Origin of the sequence: Psychrobacter sp. 1Y1 (assembly GCF_051847395.2) — a bacterium.
In the GTDB taxonomy this organism is placed as follows: Bacteria; Pseudomonadota; Gammaproteobacteria; order Pseudomonadales; family Moraxellaceae; genus Psychrobacter.
In genome coordinates this window covers 228,903-248,115 of record NZ_JBPYDF020000001.1, presented here as the reverse complement: position 1 = coordinate 248,115, position 19,213 = coordinate 228,903, and the positions used below count along the sequence as shown (strand labels likewise).

Below are 19,213 nucleotides of genomic sequence, written 5' to 3'. Positions count from 1 at the left end.
TTTTATAAAAATTTGTCGTAATGACTCAATAATACCTTGTCTGCTGACGATAATCTACAGAGCATCTGTGCACTTATATTTTCGATATTATAAACCATCTGTATCTACTAGAATACAACGATATCTAACGCTTTTATCCTGCCTGTAACATCAGAGCTAGGGTTTTATAATCCTTATCAAATGCAGGATCTGCTGCTCTTAACTCATTTACTTTATCGCAAGCGTGCATCACCGTTGTATGGTCGCGTCCACCGAACGACTGACCAATTTCAGGGAAGCTATCGCCTGTTAATTCACGCGACAAAGCCATCGCTATTTGACGTGGTCTTGCAATACTACGCGTACGTTTACGCCCCATGATATCTTTGACCGTGACATCATAGTACTCAGCAACTATCTTACGGATGTTATCCATATTCACTGCTTGCACACGCATCGCAACGATGTCTTTTAGTGCGTATTGCACCATCTCAAGAGTAATCTGTGCTCCTGTTAAGTTAGCATTGGCAAACACCTGATTTAAGGCACCTTCTAAACGTCTGACATTAGACACCACATTTTGTGCAATGAATAGTGCACATTCTTTCGGCAATACCATACCGTAGGAGGCTGCTTTTTTCTGCAGAATTTGCACTCGAGTATCAATTTCAGGAGGATCAACGGCGACTGTCAAACCCCAAGAAAACCGCGATCTAAATCGTTCATCAAATTCCGTCATTTGAGAGGGATGTCGATCAGAGGCTAAAATAAGTTGTTTATCACCACTAGTAAAATCTGCAAATAATGTTAGAAACTCATTACTACTTTTAGTCTTCCCTGCCAATACATGAATATCATCTACAATTAATAAATCTACTTTTTTAATTTTCTTTTTAAAATCTTCTATTTTATTATTTCTTAATGAATAAACTAATTGATTTATAAATTTTTCAGAAGTGAAATAATAAAAACTTTGATTATTTTTTAAATAGCGATGAGCTACAGAATGCATTAAATGCGTTTTTCCCAATCCAGAAGGGCCGTATATAAATAAAGGATTGTGACGATTTTTTGATTGGCGCTTACCAAGCTCATAACAAGCCTTGTAAGCCAAGTTATTGGACTTACCTGTAACAAAGGTTTCAAAAGTAAATTCGGGGTTCAGATAGCTTAATGATTTTGTATCAGCAGACTCAACTGGCTCATTATGACGCATGTTCGCGTCGATATCTGCTTTTGCGTTGTTATGATGAATAGATTCAAATTTATGTTCGGATGGGGTAGGGGAGACGTTGTCTTCTACAAACAAAGAACCTGATTGACTGTTATCTTCTGCATTGCGGCCAGTATTATCAACACGTACGACGACCTCTTCAATACTACCTTGACTGTGTTTGGTCACCAACTGCTGAATATCTTGAAGATGATTCTTCTTGATATACGTCACAAAATAATCATTGGGAGCAAGAATAATCAAAGTTTGTGCTTCTTGATGAGCTGACAGAGGTCTCAGCCACATAGTAAAAACGTTGTCTTTGACGTTATAACGCAAATCGTTTAGACATTTATCCCAAATATTTGCTGTGTCTATCATGAAAAGTACTGACCTTGTAATCTGAAATAATAGTTATTTTTTAGCAATATAAATTGCTACCTAAGCCTCGATATTACACGTAACAACTAACCAAAGAGTTCGTACTGATATCCTATACAAAGGTGTATATCAAGTAGCGCCTAATTTAACACAGATACCCTGTGGATAAAACCTTGTTTTTTGTGGATAAGACTGTGGATAGTTTTGTGTATAACTTTCATAAGTTAGTTATCCATATTTAACCCACAGTTTATCCACAGGCTTACCCATAGCCTAGTAAATTGATAATAAAAAGAAAAATAGACTTAACCACAGATAATCATGGTCCCAATAATAACAATACTATATTTATATTAATTAATTATTATTATAGTGTTTGAACCAACCTGTGGATAACTTTGTAAATTATAGAATATATAACTATAAAATTTGGTTAACTAGAAATATGTTTCTAAGGAAATATCTTTACTAGATTCGTATGAGGTACTTCCTATTTAGGGACAAAGCAAATTAGTTTATTGACCAAAACTATACTGAATGGTATAATCCTCCGTTATTACGAATTTAGTCCATTATTTTGATAGGTGAGTTATGAAACGTACATTCCAACCAAGCGTGATCAAGCGTAAACGTACTCACGGTTTCCGTGCTCGTATGGCAACTAAAAAAGGCCGTCAGGTCTTAGCTCGTCGCCGCGCTAAAGGACGTCATCGCCTTACTGTATAATCAGTAGATTGCGATAAGCATGGCTAATAGTGCTTGTTGTGTTCTTATTGTTTATAGATTGCGATAGTCAATCATCACAACTGACACTTAGCCATATATTAAAAGCGCCCACATAGGCGCTTTTTTTGTCTCTATAATTTGTTATTATTTCTTCTATCGTTATTCTACTAGGTTGTACTATGTCCAATACTCTATCAGATACACCTGCAGCTAGTTTCACTAAACAGCAACGCCTGCTTACCCCTGTAGCCTTCCGTGAGGTATTTGACGCACCTGAGCGCAAGATTCATCAGAGTCATTTAATGGCTTTTGTACGTGCCAACGAGCATGCACAGCCGCGAGTCGGTATGGCTATTACCAAGCGTAAAGTACCTACTGCTGTCGCTCGTAATCTAATCAAAAGATATGTGCGTGAAGAGTTCCGTACCAAAGCTTTTAAGATGGAAAATAAAGATATTGTTTTTATTGTTAAAAAATCTATTAAAGATATAGATAATAAAGAATTAAAAAATCAAATAATTAATATCTTTAAAAAAATAGAAAAAAAATAAAATGAATTTTTTATTAAAAAATAAATTTAAAAAAGGTGTTTTTTATAATATAGCTTTTAATTTAATTGTTTTTTATCAAAAAATAGTTAGTCCTGTAATACCTGCTCGTTGTCGCTATTATCCGACATGCTCAAATTATGGCAAACAAGCTTTAACATGGCACGGCGCTCATAAGGGTAGTTGGTTGCTGTTAAAACGTCTTAGCAGGTGTCACCCTTTAGGTGGGCATGGCATAGACTTTGTACCCTTACCATTAGCTTCTTATAGCTATCAATATATATCTTTTACTAATGTACCAAATACTGACACCCAAGGTTTGGGTGTCTATCGAGACAATACTAGCTATGTTTCACAGCTCAATTATTTGATGAAATCAACATAAAGTAGCTTTCTCTAGTCTCAGATAGATACTCTGTTGAGTTACCCACAAGTTATCCACACTCTTGGTATCATTTGAGACAGATTTTTAGTAAAATGATGCACATTTTATGTAAATGACTACTGATGCAGTTGCAATGTTACAGGACAGCTGTGTAGTACAGTCATGACACATGCCCTAATTTTTCATTCCCTAATTTTTTAATCTAGGAAAGGTTTATGCAAAAGATATTTCGGGTGATGATCATCATTGCGATGCTAATTACCGCTTATCTGCTGATTTTGGCATGGCGAGATGATTATGCCGATGCTCCAGCTGTAGATGCGGTGCCAGAAACTACGAGTTCGGTAGGTGCTGACATTCCTTCTACTACTGGTGCAGCAGGTGATATCCCGGTACAGACATTACCTGTGGATAATAGTGCTGTGACAGCGACTCCTGCGAAAAACGCTGGTCTAATCACGGTAACAACTGATCGCTATGATATAAAAATCAATCCAGAAGGTGGTGATATTGTTTATGCTGCTCTCAAGCAGTATGACGCAACGCTCGATAGCGATAAGCCTTTCGTATTGTTAGAAAACAACAGTAACCGTGTGTATGTGGCTCAATCTGGACTTATTGGTCAGAACGGTATTGATACAGCAGAAGGCAGAGCGACTTATAACCATACTGCTAACAATTATGTGATGGAAGATGGACAGCAAACGTTGTCAGTGCCGCTTACTTATAAGAAAGACGGCGTGACGATTACCAAGACTTTCACTTTCACTGAAAATAAATATCCAATCGATATTAGTTATCAGATTCAAAACGCGTCTACCAATGCTTGGCAAGGTCAGATGTTTGCACAGTTAAAGCGTGATGATAGTAAAGATCCTGGCATGTCTGATAAAGGCGCGCTGAGCATGGCGACTTATTTAGGCGGCGCTTGGGGCACACCAGATGATCCTTATAATAAGCTGAAATTTGGTGACTTTAGTGACGGCGAGTTGACGACCACTAGCGATAAAGGCTGGGTTGGTATCGTACAACATTACTTCGTATCTGCTTGGACACCTGAAAACTTCACTGGCAAATTCTTCACTCGTGAAACAGGTAGTGATTACTTTATCGGCTTCAATAGCCAACCAGTGAATGTGGCACCAAATAAGCAAGTTACCTTGAATGCAACACTGTATGCAGGTCCAAAAGTTCAGTCTGAGCTAAAAGACGTTGCGGTAGGCCTTAACAAAACAGTTGATTATGGTCTGCTGTGGCCAATATCAAAGGTCTTGTTTGCTATCTTGGAAGGTGTGCATAAGGTTGTTGGTAACTGGGGTTGGTCAATTATTTTACTGACTATCTTAGTAAAAATTGCCTTGATGTGGTTCTCTAATAAGAGCTACTACTCGATGGCTAAAATGCGTGCCATTGCGCCAAGACTCAAAGTGCTTAAAGAAGAGCATGGCGATGATCGTATGAAAATGTCGCAAGAGATGATGGCGATATACAAAGAAGAAAAAGTCAATCCGATGGCAGGTTGCTTGCCAATCTTGATGCAGATGCCGATTTTCTTAGCCTTATATTGGGTATTGGTAGAGAGTGTCGAGCTGCGTCATGCACCATGGATTTTGTGGATTCAAGATCTATCAGCGATGGATCCATGGTTTATCTTGCCGTTGCTAATGGGTGCGTCGATGTTTGTACAGCAGCAGTTGAACCCGCAGCCAGCAGATCCGATGCAAGCAAAAGTCATGAAGTTCTTGCCGATTATCTTTACTGCGTTCATGCTATTCTTCCCAGCAGGTTTGGTTTTATATTGGACAGTCAACAACTTGTTTAGTATGACTCAGCAATATATCGTCAATAAGAAAGTAGATGAAGAGCAGAAGCGTCGTACGGTAAAAGTGGTCGATTAATTAATTCTTTGTCAGAAATATAAAAAACCATCGCGCAAGCGGTGGTTTTTTTATAGATGGTGGATAAATAGTAAATGTTATCCACAGCTTATCAACATTATCCACAGTTTATAAATATTGAAACGAAAATATGTCTGCTGCGGCTACCTTTCAAAGTTTGCTTTGTCAGTATGAGTCCAGACGTCTATAATGGAGCTTTTAAACATTGAGAGTCATTGTGGATTCCTTAGAGACAGCATTAGCCGTACCTAATTCTTCTGAAAAGTCTAATACATCTGGATTGGCCACAATTGCTGCGATTGCAACGCCACTCGGGCGAGGGGGTGTGGGTGTCATACGTCTATCAGGCAGCCGTGCTTACGATATGGCATGTGCGTTAACAGGTAAGTCTGCTTTTACGCCGCGAATGGCCAGCTTTTGTCGTTTTTATCAGGCTGATGGCACTGTCATCGATGAGGGATTGGTATTATTCTTCAAAGGTCCGCATTCCTTCACAGGCGAGGACGTTATTGAGCTGCAAGGGCATGGTGGTGTTATTTTACAAAACCAGTTGCTCGCGCGGGTATTTGAGCTAGGTGCTAAGCAAGCAAGTGCAGGAGAGTTCTCTTACCGTGCTTTTGATAATGATAAGTTGGACTTGGTGCAGGCAGAAGCAATTGCCGATGCGATTGATGCGACCAGTGCTGCCGCGGCCAGTAGTGCAATTCGTTCACTAAGCGGTGAGTTTTCACAAAAAATTAACCAGTTATTAGAACAACTCATTCATCTTCGTTTACATGTTGAAGCAGCGATTGATTTCCCTGATGAAGAGGATGTGGACTTTTTGTCTGATGGCGTCATACAAAGCAAACTTGAGCAAGCGCAAGATAAGATACAACAAGTCTTAGCAACGGCAAAGCAAGGTCAGCTTTTGCGCGATGGTATCCATGTCGTGCTAGCAGGTAGGCCAAACGCAGGCAAATCTAGCTTGCTCAACCGTCTTGCAGGACAAGAGCGTGCTATCGTGACTGATGTCGCTGGTACTACACGTGATACGCTGCAAGAGACAGTTGTGCTCAATGGTTTGACGCTACATCTGACCGACACAGCAGGCCTACGCGAGACAGAAGACACTGTGGAACGTATCGGAATTGAGCGTGCCCGTACTGCCATCACGCAGGCTGATATGCTACTGATGGTCTACGATGTGACTCGCGATGTTGAAGAAGAAAGCACACCGTTACAGCTTGCTGAACAGTTATTTGGTGAACTGCCAGAAGCTAAACGCTTATTAATCATTGCTAATAAAAGCGACTTATTGAGCGATAATGATAAAGAAGAAAGTGCGGCTGTGACCCAAGCTGAAATCAAAAATAGAGGCTATCAGCAAGTTAATGTTTCATGTGAAACAGATGTTGGTATCGATAATTTGGTTGAAGCGCTATGTGAGAAAGTAGGCTTTCATCCACCAGAGAATAGCTTAATTGCTCGTACCAGACATCTCGACGCGCTTAGACGAACTGCTAATTTCTTGGCAGAAGCTCATGAACAATTAACCGTATTTGAAGCAGGTGAGTTGGTTGCTGATAGCTTACGTCAGGCACAGCAGAGCTTGGGTGAAATAACAGGTGAGTTCAGTGCCGATGACTTATTGGGTAAAATATTTGGTAGCTTTTGTATTGGTAAATAACGGATAAACGGTGTTCTTTATTATTTGATAAATTATCTATCTTTAAAATACTGCTCTTATTCTCAATCGTAAAATAAGGAAATGCTATGCACTGTCCGTACTGTAATGCGTCAGAGACCAAGGTTATTGACTCACGTCTTGCTGCGGAAGGGGCACAAGTGCGTCGACGCCGTTCGTGTAACAGCTGCCAAGAACGTTTTACGACTTTTGAGATGGTAGAAGTTGTTATGCCAAGGATTATCAAATCAAGCAACAAGATTGAACCTTACGACAATGAAAAGCTGCGCCGTTCTATTTTACTACCCTTACAAAAGCGTCCTATCACTATCGATGAACAAGAGGCGATGATTAGTCGTATTGAAAAGCGTGTTAGGCAGATGGGTGAGCGAGAAATCAGTAGTAAGGTCTTGGGTGAAATCATCATGAGTGAGCTCAAAACTTTGGATGATGTCGCTTATGTACGCTTTGCCAGTGTGTATCGCGACTTTCAAGATATCGATGCATTTCATCAAGAAATTGCCAATATTCGTCCAAATGAGAAGTAAGTGAAGCAAGCTTTTAAGTAATCCTTAGTTGATAAGTAATTTCTAATTACCAATCAGCTTTCAAACCTTATTTTCTTATATAGAACCCTTAATCATTTATTAAGCCTAGCCTTATGTCTACTCAAAGCCATGCTCAAGATGCACAAGACCGCTACTTTATGATGCTTGCTATCGAACAAGCGAAGCGCGGTTTATATACTACTCGACCCAATCCTGCAGTAGGCTGCGTTATTGTTCAGGCAGAGCAGATTGTTGGTCAAGGGTTTCACCCTAAAGCTGGTGAGCCACATGCAGAAGTGTTTGCACTTAAAGAGGCTGGTACACAGGCAGCAGGGGCAACTGCTTACGTTACATTAGAGCCATGTAGTCATACGGGACGTACACCGCCATGTGCGTTGGCGCTGGTTGCCGCTAAGGTGAAGCGCGTTGTGATTGCAGGTCTAGATCCAAATCCGCAGGTCGCAGGTCGCGGTGTGAAACTATTAGAACAAGCTGGTATTGAGGTAACGGTCGGTGTCCTGACAGAGCAGGCAGAGGCACTAAACCGTGGTTTTCTAAAAGCCATGCGTACTAAAATGCCCTATGTACGATTGAAAATAGCAACCAGTCTAGACGGTCGTACAGCGATGGCATCTGGTGAATCAAAGTGGATTACCTCGACAGCTGCTCGCGAAGATGTACAAAAACTACGAGCACAAAGTGGTGCGATTATTACAGGTAGTGAAACTGTAATAACTGATAACTCGCAGCTCAATGTGCGCTCAGAACAGTTGGGAATGCCACCTGAAAAAATACCTAATCCCAAAATAGTCATACTTGATAGGCGTCAGCGTTTAAAGCACAGCCTGCAGTCTGATTATCAGCTGTGCCGGCATCCAGATACTATCTATTGGCATGAAGACGATTTGTCGACGTTGTTGGCGAAACTGGTTAATGAGCATCAATGCTATGACGTGTTGGTAGAAGCAGGTGCTAGCGTTGCAGGTAGCTTTTTGAGTCAACAGTTGGTAGATGAGTTAATCGTGTATCAAGCACCTTGTTTACTTGGTAGACAGGCACGTCCAATGGTTGATTTCAACCCTATGTCTCTTGCTCAGCAGTTACGGTTTGATATAGAAGATTATCAGCAGCTTGGTCCAGATCTCAAATTAACCCTATTACCTTTATAAATATTCTTCGTATAAGTAGGTTGTCCACAAAATATAAAAGTAAGCTTAGAATGTGGATAAAATAATCATTAATTCACGTGTTTCACATGGAACTGTGTATAACTTTGTTTCACATGAAACAGAGTAGCTGTTTTTATTTTAAGTATTTTAATAAATATTTCTTCAAATCAATAACTTACAATTTGTTTTTTAGATGAGTATGTACCATGTGAAATTTTTATTTGTTGTGGATAACTATGTGTTTATAGCGACTTCTAGCTATACCTCTATTGATTTATCCCTACTTATCCACAATCTATCCTATTAAAGGTCAAATTTATTTATGTTTTACTGTCAGCTATTTGAGCAAATTGTGATAAAGAATTGATAGATGATTTGATAAACTAAAATATTCGCCTACGAAGGCAATACAGTAATGAGATGAGGATAATATGTTTACTGGAATTATAGAAAGCGTTGGAAAAGTTAAATCGATGCAGGCGACAGGCGGTGACATACGTTTGACAGTAGAGTCTGATGACTTGGATTTCAGTGACGTGAAGCTAGGCGACTCTATTGCATCAAATGGTATTTGTTTAACTGTGGTGGAGCTCGGAAGCAACTACTACTCTGTTGATGTCTCACGTGAAACTATTGCTAGAACAGCATTAGAAGGGTTAAAAGCAGGTCATACGGTCAATCTAGAAAAAGCCATGCTACCGACAACACGTTTTGGTGGTCATATAGTAGCTGGTCATGTAGATGGAGTAGGGGTAGTTAGTAAATTACAACAAGATGCCCGTTCTATCTATATTGAGATTGAGGTACCGCAAGAGCTAGCACACTATACAGCGACCAAGGGCTCTATCACAGTAGATGGTATTAGCCTAACGACCAATTTAGTGCGTGACAATATTGTCTCTCTAAATATCATTCCGCATACTGCTCAAGTGACGAATATCGCTAAGCATTGGTTAGTAGGCAACAAAGTGAATATTGAAGTAGATATCGTGGCTCGTTATCTAGAACGTCTACTAAATAAATCTCAATCTGGGGGTATGAATGCGTCAAGCCCGCAAAGCCAAATCACAGAAGCATTTTTGGCCGATAATGGGTTTATGAAATAACAATTAAGCTTACCGAAATATTATCCTCGTACCAAGTTTTTGACCCTATCGATATTACTTTGATTAAGTGATATCGATAGGGTATTTTTTATTTGCACTAGAGATTTATTGTATAAAACTCTGCAAAACGGATTCTAAGTCTTTCTTACTAATGGGTTTGGATAAAAACTTGTCCATACCTACTTGCATACAAGCCTCGCGATCTTCTTCTGTGTTATTCGCAGTTAGCGCCACAATCGGTATTTTATCGCCTTGTGAACGAATCACTTGTGTGGCTTGTAAGCCATCCATAACGGGCATTCGGCAGTCCATCAAAATCAAAGAGATCTCTTCACGTTGGCTTTTGAGTTTCTCGAGTGCTTGCTGTCCATCTTCTGCAACGATACTACGATAACCAAGTTTACTTAACATCTTACAGGCTATCTTTTGGTTAGTAGGACTGTCTTCTACGACCAAAATCAGTGGAGACAAGATTTCTTTCTTAGGTGTATCTTCTACAAAAGATAGACTGCTGTCATATTGATGTTTGACCAGTATGTTTAATGTTTTCCTTGCAAACAAGGTTAAGCGTAGCAGTTCAGAAAGTAATAAACTTGCGTCCAAGGGTTTGGTCAAAAATCCATCATATTGGCCTAGTAAAATAGAGGGTATATGCCTTTCAAGTTTCATGCTAAGTAATATCTTTGGTAGTGAAGGCGTAGCGACTAGGTCGTTTAACACTTCTTGTTGCTCGCTATACTTGTTGCTCGCATGAGCTGATAAGGTGATGGATTCGCTGTATTCATAATCTAATAACAAGACAGGAATGATGGTTTGCTCATCTTGTTTTAATTTATTTTTTAGCTGCTGTACAGTGGCTCTATCTAAAGTGCTGTAGATAGTCACGGATATCGTTAAGTACTCGCACAAACGTTGTAAATGTTCAGCAACTAGAGGCTGATTGATGATAGCGATAAGGTGAATATGGGGCAGCTGCGAACAACGATGATATACCGATTGATAAGTGGTATGAGGATAAGGAAGGTAGAGGCTAAATATCGTCTCTTTATCCACCGTATTACTTAGTTCGATAAAACCGCCGAGTAACTGAGCAAAGCTATTGGCATCACTCAAGCCAATATTACTGTCTTCAACTAAGTTATGATTGCTTTGATTCAAGATATTGACTAATTGATTTTGTCTCTCAGGAGTAATAGTTACTCCAGTGTCTTTTACGCTAAATCGAATCCAATAAGATGTCTGCGCAGGCACTGTCGTGTCATTGTTAGGAGTTAAATCCTGATTACTTATTCGCGTTACTTTATCTTCAGGTATACGATCAACAGTGAGCGCGACATAGCCTGATGTTGTAAAACTAATAGCGTTTTTCAATAAGTTTAATAGGATATGGTGCAGTCGAATGTAATCAGTTTCGATGTAACGAGGACAGTCCGGCGCAAAGAAATAAATTAATTCTAACCCTTGTTGTCTTATTTCTTTTGTGACTAAATTGCTAACCTCTTTGCTTACCTTATAAATATCAACCGTTTCGATACTTAGACGTGTTTTTCTGACTTCAACTTCCTCTGTTGCTAGCGTCTCATTGAGCACAGTCAACATGCTTTGACTGGTTGTAATCAATGTATTTAGAGTTTTTTTGCCTTGAGCTGTCAATGTTAAAGGGTCGATGGGTTCCAACGAATCAATTATCTTCTCTAGTGGTAACCTTAACTTACGACCTATAAATGCTTGGGCTTCGTTTGATTCATCAATTTGTAATTGCAGTTGTTGGTTGTGCAGCTGTAGTTGTTCAGATTGATGGAAAATTTCATCAACATTATTAAAAATCACAGTAAAACCGTGAACTTGTCCATGTTCACCAAACCAGGGTGTTGCGTGTAGTTGGTAGGCTTGTTTGTTCTCCAAGCCATAAACTATCAGTGTGCGAGTAACGCGTAAATTTGAGATGGTTTTTAACAGTATTTGAGTGGCCTCGTCTTTCCCTTCAACGAAATCAGTCAGCTCATAGCTCTGTTCACTCTGTGTAGAAGGGGTAAATACTTGCTCAAAACGCTGATTATAGAAACTAATTTGACCATGTCGTATACTCATCAACATCGGTAAGGGTGCCTGATCAACCAAGCGTTCTAAGCGATGAGTCAATGTTTTTATACGCCGATAGTCATTATGTAGTTGGTAGCTGACGCGACTTAATGCATGACCTAACAGCATGAACTCTGTAGTAGATTTCTTTTGTAAAAACGGCGGCGGCGTATAAGATTCTTTTGCGCGGCTACTCAAATTATCCGTATAAACCAGTAACTGCTCCCAGTTAGTGCGACGATTAAGCATATAGAGCAATGCCATGAAGAATAGTATGATGGCGACCATCAAAGGAAGCCAATAACGGTAAGATATCCAGTCAACAACAAAAGGTTCGTGGCGTAATACGATATAAATCTGGTGTCCGCTTCTTAGAGTAATGATTCCTGTTAGTTCATTGCTATTAACTGTATAGGAGCTATGGTCGCTGCTGCTAGAAGCTGATGTACCGATGGTAGGGAAAGCAACGGTAGAAAAAGCAGATTCATTAGGACGAGTATTATGATGAATATAGGTTTGCCCAGAAGGCATCATCAAAATCAGCTGATAACTCAGTTGATCAAAAGTAGGTTGTTCTAAGATTTTTTTTATTTCACTATCTACAGGTGCTGCATGCTCAATAATACTGTGCTGTAGGGAATAAAAAGTATCTATGCTATGTTGCTCACTATGTTTTTTTATCCCATCAAACAGTGTGACATAGTACAGCAGTAACATAACCGTGAGAGACAAGGTATAGAAAATCAATAAGCGCTGTAAGGACTGAAACTGTTGCATGAAAGCGTGGCCCTATCTCGACACGAAAGAATATAGTGAAATAAAAATGAGGTTTCTACATATAGTAGGTGAATTATACGACAGTTGAATTGTCTAACATTTTTAGTGTTACCTTCTATTTATAGCAGAATAACGGCTTACTGTTTACAGAGAGTGGTTATTAACACCAAATTGTTTTGTAAAAGATATAAATAGAACGTTCGATGTCCTTGATATTATAAAGGCAAATAATGTCATTGGTTATCATGAAGTGAGGTCATTACAATCATGGCACTGCGCCGTAAACTCACCTATAATGAACAAATAAACCTTATATAATGCATGATTATGACTACAACTGCTCCTACCTTTGATACATCCAACTCGCTTACTGACCATGATAACCCAACTACTAACCGATTAAGGGTAGTATTTGCGGGTACACCTGAATTCGCTGCTATTAGCCTTGAATCGTTAATTAATCAGCAAGAAGCGCTGAATATAGAGATAGTTGCTGTTTATACGCAGCCTGATCGTAAAGCAGGTCGTGGTCAAAAGCTGTCAGCATCTGCGGTAAAAGAAGTTGCATTGGCACATGATATCGCTGTAGAGCAACCAGTCACTTTTAAAAAGTCTAGTGCAGAAGGGCTAGCTGCTAGGCAAACCCTGCGCACCTACCAACCAGATGTGATGATTGTCGCCGCTTACGGATTGATTTTACCTATCGGTGTATTAGAGACGCCTACTCATGGTTGCTTGAATATTCACGCTTCACTGTTGCCACGCTGGCGCGGTGCTGCACCTATCCATCGAGCACTCTTGGCCGGAGACGATGAGACCGGCATTACCATTATGCAGATGGACAAAGGTCTTGATACGGGTGACATGCTTTATAAAGTTAGCGAAAGTATTGCCTCTGATGATACCGCTGCTAGCCTACATGATAAGATGGCTGCACTTGGTGCGACAGCCATTAGTACGGTGCTAAAAGATTTAGCTGCTTATCAAGCTCAAGCTATCGCTCAAGATGATAGTCAAGCCAACTACGCTGAAAAGCTGGTCAAAACCGAAGGCGAAGTTGATTGGTCGCAGCCTGCTGCCGCTATTGAACGCCAAATTCGTGGGCTGACACCATGGCCGGGTGCTTATACTTTCCTAGCAGGGCAGCGCGTCAAAGTGTTGGCTAGCTTACCTGTAAATACATCGCAGCAAACGAATAAACCTGCTGGAACGGTTATCAGTGTCGGACGTAAAGCGATTTTAGTCGCTTGTGGTAAGGATAATTATACCGAGTCGTCGGCTACTACTTTAGCCATTACTCATTTACAGTTTGCTGGTGGCAAGCCGATGACTGCTGAACAAGTTTGCCACGGCAACCAATTAAATGACGGCGATCAATTTACGTCAGAATCAAAATAACTTTTACTTATATTTAACCTACTTGCACAAGACGCTATCGATTATACGTCAAGGAAATGAAATTTAATGAGACAAAACAGTACTGCGCCTAGAAACAATAAGCTTAAACCATCAAGCAATCTTATTATGAATGGCAGCGTACGCGTGCGTGTGATTCGTACCTTACTGGCTATCCAAAACGGTCAGTCGCTCTCAAGCGTCCTTGATCCATTGCTAAACAGTCTGCACGATGGTGATAAAGGCTTTGCCCATGCATTACTGCTCACGACATTGCGCCAGTGGCATGCGTTGGCACGTTTGCTCGATAGCTTAGCAGACAACCCTATTGATGAAGTTGAGGTTCGTACGACCATTCAAGTAGGTTTAGTGCAGTTGCTATATTTAGAAGTGGCTGACCATGCTGCAATTCACGAAACCGTTGAAGCTGCCAAAGAAATTGAGTTCGCTCATTCAACTGGTTTAGTAAATGCTATTTTGCGTAAAGTCGCCAAGAATCCAAGCAAATTCCGTAAGAAATGCGATAAAAAGCATAGTCTACCGAATTGGCTCGCTTATCAGCTTAAACAAGATTGGAGCGAACAGTATGATGAGCTGACACAAGGCTTGCGCCAACCAGCCCCGATGTTTTTACGAGTGAATTCGGCGGTTACTTCGGTAGAGGATTATCAGCATGCATTGGATGGCGCAGAAATTGATGCAGATATCGTTGAGCTAACGACTGGTTTTAAGGTAGCAAACTCATCAGGGTCTGCCACTTCCACCACGCTATCAACCAAAAGTCTTAGACTACATCAAAGCACTGCCGTTAACGCTTTGCCTGATTTTGCTTTAGGAACAGCTAGCGTTCAAGATATGCATGCGCAACTAGCTGCACCGATTATTAATCAAGCATTGATGGCTAAGCTCAGCGTTGAAAGTAAAAGTGCTGACGATACTGACAGTGATAGTGTTGGGAAAGAGATACATATTCTAGATGCTTGTGCAGCCCCTGGTGGTAAGCTTGCTCATTGGTTAGAGCTTATAAGTGCTAACGACCAGTCATCGTTGTTTCACGTGAAACAAGACAATAATGAGATATCATCTGAAACGTCGCCTGAAAATACCAACATCAAAGTAACAGCTATCGATAACGAAGCACCACGTATCGAGCGTATTCGTGAGAATTTACAGCGCCTAAATTTAAGTCAGCATGATTTGCAGCAAGCAGATAACAGCATTGCACTTAATATCGTCTGTGCAGATGCGACCAGATGGCAGCATGGAAAAAATAAAAAAGCGGCGACAAATGAACCCGTATTTGATGCGATATTATTGGACTCTCCTTGTACTGCGACTGGCGTGATTCGCCGTCATCCAGATATCAGTATCTTACGTACTGAAGAAGACATCGAGCAAACGGCACTGTTGCAAGCAGATATCTTGCATAACTTATGGCCACAACTCAAAGCTGGTGGTTATCTGTTGTATGTGACATGTTCTATCTTAAAGCAAGAAAACGTTGAGCAAATGCAGGACTTTATCACTCATCATAATGATGCAGTAGTGATTGAGTTTACCGAAGATTGCAACTGGGGTATCGAACAAGCAATCGGTCGTCAGTGCTTGCCAATTGATAGCGCAAGCGGCGATGGTTTTTATTATGCGTTGCTACAAAAAACTGCTGAATAAACCGTAGCGTAGCAAAGAGCTAATGTAACTAATATTTTAATTTGATAGAACCTGTGCATTAAGACTTTAAGGATGAGGCAATGGAATTAAGAAGACATAACGTCGAAGTTAATGATGCTGATCCTTTTGCAAATGATTGGTTGGAACGCAAGGGATTTGCTATCCAACTTACGAATATCGTTGAGAATAATAAACAAGGTGAAGTAGTTATAGGTCTTAGCGGACAGTGGGGTGAAGGTAAGACAACTTTTGTAAAAATGTGGCAAAAGCATATGGAGAACAAAGACATTGCCTCCATTTATTTTGATGCGTTTGAATATGACTATATAGAAGATGTGTTTCTATCTTTAGCTATTGAGATATACAACTATGCTAAGGTAAATGGTCTTACTGCACAAGAGGATTATCTAAACAAGTCTAAGAACACTTATCACCTTCTACAAGCTATAATAGCAAAAACCTCACCTATCAATATAGACTCAAGTCTTCAGGAAAAGCTAGTAGATAACGAGAATCAACCATTTGATATTGCTAAAATTATTAAGGATAATTTAAATTTTTCATTAGACAATGCTTTTGAACAAGCATTGAAAAAGAAAGAAGTGTTTAGAGATTTTAAAAAGTCCCTATCACAACTTGCAACTCAAGCTTCAAATCAAGATATACCTCTTATTATCATAATTGATGAACTAGATAGATGTAAGCCTAGCTTCGCTGTTGAGATATTAGAAAAGATAAAGCACTTATTTTTAGTAGAAGGGGTCGTTTTTGTTCTATCTATGCATCATGAACAGTTAGAAGAATCTATTAAAAAGGTATACGGTCAGAACATAGATGCTCACACCTATTTACAAAAATTCATCGACTATCCGACTAGACTGCCAAAAGCTGATTTATCTAATAGTAGTAACCGTAGAAAATACTTTTATAATCAAGTAGATTTTATAGGACTACCTACACGTCCGTCTAGTTCTATGAATAGTTCATATGAACTGTTTCTACTACTTTCGATTCGTTACGACCTGTCCTATAGACAGTTAAATAAAGCTCTGCAGAATTATAAGTATCTTTTAGCTAGCTTAAATACTAATTTTGATAACTTGTATCCTAAAATGTTTTTAATGGTTTTTATAAGCATACTTAAAGTAAAAAATGGGCATTTAATTTCTAAAATAAGAAACAACACTGCTACCTATACAGACTTAGTTGAGAATGCTTTAGAAGTTAGAGGGCAGGATGACTTTAATATTGAAACGCTTCAGAACCTTCTTAAGCTTAGTTTCCTTACCATTGATGGCTTTCAAGAATCTGAGCATGGTTCTCAAGAAGCAAGTTTCTATAATAACTTTGCTGGTTTCATAGGACGAAATCAAAACAAAGTCCTAATGAGTTTGGTTCAACGTTTAGAGTCTTTCGAAGACTATTAGATTTAGCTAAAAAACCTGACGGCTTCCGCAGCTGTCACTCCCAAAATGTTTGCAATAGTCCCGTTATTAAGAAGATCAAGTAGTTTGCTTTTTGCTTCAGGATCGCCACTTTTTTCAATCTCATTGATTAAGGTCTGTAGATTGATGTTAATATCAGTGGCGTTATGAGTATTGGTTTGACTGTTGTTATTACCAAATTGAGCATTTCCACTAACATTATAGTTTGTAGTCATTTTTTCTTCCTTATTGTGAGTGATAGCAGTATCAAAACTGTCAATCAATGTTTGTAATTTACTTATCGTATCATTATCAGATACTGTATTGCTTCTATCCAAATACACTTGGTTAAATGCGTCTATCGCTTGTGTATTGCAAGCATCATTGCTTAGTAGTACAGAATAACCATCTACGAAAGCTATAAATTCATTTTGAACTTCTTCTAAATCTCTAACAGTGATACTGTTTGGGTTAGCTAGATATGCATTTATTTTAGTCTTAAAATTAGCTAGTATTGCTACCCATTCTGACTTATAAGACATTAGACTACCTGTAATCGTTTAAATTTTAGGCTCATATTATCTTATTCTTCTATAAAAGAGCTATGACTTATCGGTGGTTTTTCAATACTTGTAGTAGAGGTTGGTAGATTTTATTCACAAAACAGTATAGACCGTCTATTTAATAGAGTTTGTCGCTAAATATATGCTACTCTTTTTCTATTTTAAATGAATATGATTCTTTGACAGGACAATCTAATGAAATATATCAGTACCCGTGGTCAGACAGCACCAATGGATTTTAGTGATGTGCTTTTGATGGGTCTTGCCCCAGATGGTGGTTTGATGTTGCCTGAGCATTATCCAAATATCGATAGTGCAACCCTTAATGAATGGCGTACGCTCAGCTATCCGCAGCTTGCGATGGCGATTATGCAGCGTTTTGCCACTGATATTCCTATGGCTGATTTGCAAGATATCATTGAGCGTACTTACACTGCTGATGTGTTTGGTTCCGACGAGATTGTTCCTGTCCGCAAACTTGAAGATAACTTATATATTCTAGGATTATCAAACGGTCCGACATTGGCATTTAAAGATGTTGCCATGCAGTTTTTGGGCAATGCCTTTGAATATGTGCTTAAGAAAAAAGACGCACGTATTACGATCATTGGTGCGACCAGTGGTGACACCGGTAGTGCAGCAGAGTATGCATTGCGCGGCAAAGAAAATATCGAAGTGTTTATGCTGTCACCGCATGGCAAAATGAGTGAATTTCAGCGTGCGCAGATGTATAGTTTGACCGATGAAAATATTCATAACATTGCTATCGATGGTATGTTTGATGATTGCCAAGACATCGTTAAAGCGCTACAGCAAGATGCTGAGTTTAAAGCCGCTTATAACCTAGGCACGGTAAACTCTATCAACTGGGGTCGTATCCTAGCGCAGATTGTTTATTACTTTAAAGCTTACTTTGCGGTCACGACGAGTAACGATGAGAAAGTCAGCTTTAGCGTACCATCAGGTAACTTCGGTAATATTTGTGCCGGTCACATCGCTCGCGAAATGGGACTGCCAATTGACCGTCTGATTGTTGCAACCAATGAAAACGACGTATTAAATGATTTCTTTAACCAAGGTGCTTATCAACCACGTCCGACTGAAAAAACCTACGTAACCTCTAGTCCGTCGATGGATATTTCAAAAGCATCTAACTTTGAGCGTTTTGTTTATTTACTACTGGAAAAAGACAGCGCACGCGTTCATGAGTTATTTGACGGCGTAAAATCAGGTCGAGGCTTCGACTTATCTGAGTTGATGGAATCAGTTAATACGCGTTATGGCTTTGCTGCTGGTAAATCTACTCATAGCGACCGCTTGCAGACTATCAAAGCGCTTTATGAGCAGCATGGTGAATTGGTTGATCCACATACTGCAGACGGCATTAAAGTTGCCAAAGAGCTACAGTTAGATGGCGAACTTATTGTTTGTGCAGAGACAGCATTACCCGTTAAATTCGCTGACACTATTGTGGAAGCAGTAGGTCAAATAGACATTGAGCGTCCAGCGCACACTGAAGGGTTAGAAGATTTACCGCAGCACGTAGTGGTACTGGATAATAAGGCTGAACTGGTTGCTGAACAAATCCGCCAACATGTTACGCCGAATCCTGCTTGAGTAATTACGGTCTTAAGGCTTATCATCAACAAGGAAAAGTATCCGCGTAAAAGTTACACCATTGT

The 19,213-nt window shown here is 39.7% G+C and carries 15 protein-coding genes; 12 read left to right on the top strand and 3 right to left on the bottom strand.

Features of this window, described 5'->3' with window-relative positions; all coding sequences use genetic code 11:
• Positions 1–133: 133 nt before the first annotated feature.
• Positions 134–1,573, bottom strand: coding sequence for a chromosomal replication initiator protein DnaA (dnaA, locus tag ACS8FA_RS15035; RefSeq protein ID WP_165597808.1), 1,440 nt, complete (start codon positions 1,571–1,573; stop codon positions 134–136).
• Between the two features lie 591 nt (positions 1,574–2,164).
• Between dnaA and rpmH the strand changes: the two genes are divergently transcribed.
• The 8 genes from rpmH to ACS8FA_RS14995 all read left to right on the top strand — a co-directional run bounded on the left by rpmH (position 2,165) and on the right by ACS8FA_RS14995 (position 9,619).
• Positions 2,165–2,299, top strand: coding sequence for a 50S ribosomal protein L34 (gene rpmH / locus ACS8FA_RS15030; protein ID WP_007394757.1), 135 nt, complete (start codon positions 2,165–2,167; stop codon positions 2,297–2,299).
• Positions 2,300–2,478: 179 nt separating this feature from the next.
• Complete coding sequence (gene rnpA / locus ACS8FA_RS15025; protein ID WP_404693280.1) at positions 2,479–2,850, top strand: ribonuclease P protein component; 372 nt, start codon at positions 2,479–2,481, stop codon at positions 2,848–2,850.
• A 1-nt stretch (position 2,851) separates the two neighbouring features.
• The gene (yidD, locus tag ACS8FA_RS15020) at positions 2,852–3,232 is read left to right on the top strand and encodes a membrane protein insertion efficiency factor YidD (protein ID WP_439264645.1); all 381 of its coding nucleotides are present in this window, start codon (positions 2,852–2,854) and stop codon (positions 3,230–3,232) included.
• A gap of 215 nt (positions 3,233–3,447) precedes the next feature.
• Entirely contained in the window at positions 3,448–5,130 is a 1,683-nt protein-coding gene (gene yidC, locus ACS8FA_RS15015) for a membrane protein insertase YidC (RefSeq protein ID WP_160021025.1), read from the top strand.
• Positions 5,131–5,410: 280 nt separating this feature from the next.
• Positions 5,411–6,799 carry a tRNA uridine-5-carboxymethylaminomethyl(34) synthesis GTPase MnmE gene (mnmE, locus tag ACS8FA_RS15010; RefSeq protein ID WP_439264721.1) on the top strand — a complete coding sequence of 463 codons (1,389 nt, stop codon included), beginning with the start codon at positions 5,411–5,413 and terminating at the stop codon, positions 6,797–6,799.
• Positions 6,800–6,885: 86 nt separating this feature from the next.
• The gene (gene nrdR / locus ACS8FA_RS15005; protein WP_057762240.1) at positions 6,886–7,344 is read left to right on the top strand and encodes a transcriptional regulator NrdR; all 459 of its coding nucleotides are present in this window, start codon (positions 6,886–6,888) and stop codon (positions 7,342–7,344) included.
• 113 nt (positions 7,345–7,457) lie between these two features.
• Positions 7,458–8,513: a bifunctional diaminohydroxyphosphoribosylaminopyrimidine deaminase/5-amino-6-(5-phosphoribosylamino)uracil reductase RibD gene (gene ribD / locus ACS8FA_RS15000; RefSeq protein ID WP_439264647.1), complete on the top strand. Its 1,056-nt coding sequence runs from the start codon at positions 7,458–7,460 to the stop codon at positions 8,511–8,513.
• A 431-nt stretch (positions 8,514–8,944) separates the two neighbouring features.
• The gene (locus tag ACS8FA_RS14995; protein ID WP_439264649.1) at positions 8,945–9,619 is read left to right on the top strand and encodes a riboflavin synthase; all 675 of its coding nucleotides are present in this window, start codon (positions 8,945–8,947) and stop codon (positions 9,617–9,619) included.
• Between the two features lie 105 nt (positions 9,620–9,724).
• Here the strand turns inward: ACS8FA_RS14995 and ACS8FA_RS14990 are convergent, their stop codons facing one another.
• On the bottom strand, positions 9,725–12,478 hold the full coding sequence (locus ACS8FA_RS14990) for a response regulator (RefSeq protein ID WP_439264650.1): 2,754 nt from the start codon (positions 12,476–12,478) through the stop codon (positions 9,725–9,727).
• Positions 12,479–12,805: 327 nt separating this feature from the next.
• Between ACS8FA_RS14990 and fmt the strand changes: the two genes are divergently transcribed.
• The 3 genes from fmt (at position 12,806) to ACS8FA_RS14975 (ending at position 16,971) form a co-directional block, all read left to right on the top strand.
• Entirely contained in the window at positions 12,806–13,876 is a 1,071-nt protein-coding gene (fmt, locus tag ACS8FA_RS14985; RefSeq protein ID WP_439264652.1) for a methionyl-tRNA formyltransferase, read from the top strand.
• Positions 13,877–13,942: 66 nt separating this feature from the next.
• Complete coding sequence (locus tag ACS8FA_RS14980) at positions 13,943–15,544, top strand: transcription antitermination factor NusB (protein ID WP_439264654.1); 1,602 nt, start codon at positions 13,943–13,945, stop codon at positions 15,542–15,544.
• Positions 15,545–15,624: 80 nt separating this feature from the next.
• Positions 15,625–16,971: a KAP family P-loop NTPase fold protein gene (locus tag ACS8FA_RS14975; RefSeq protein WP_439264656.1), complete on the top strand. Its 1,347-nt coding sequence runs from the start codon at positions 15,625–15,627 to the stop codon at positions 16,969–16,971.
• A gap of 2 nt (positions 16,972–16,973) precedes the next feature.
• Here the strand turns inward: ACS8FA_RS14975 and ACS8FA_RS14970 are convergent, their stop codons facing one another.
• Positions 16,974–17,510, bottom strand: a complete 537-nt coding sequence (locus ACS8FA_RS14970) for a hypothetical protein (protein ID WP_439264658.1) — start codon at positions 17,508–17,510, stop codon at positions 16,974–16,976.
• A 216-nt stretch (positions 17,511–17,726) separates the two neighbouring features.
• Here ACS8FA_RS14970 and thrC point away from each other — a divergent pair, with 216 nt between their 5' ends.
• Positions 17,727–19,148, top strand: a complete 1,422-nt coding sequence (thrC, locus tag ACS8FA_RS14965) for a threonine synthase (RefSeq protein WP_439264660.1) — start codon at positions 17,727–17,729, stop codon at positions 19,146–19,148.
• The last annotated feature ends 65 nt before the right edge of the window (positions 19,149–19,213 follow it).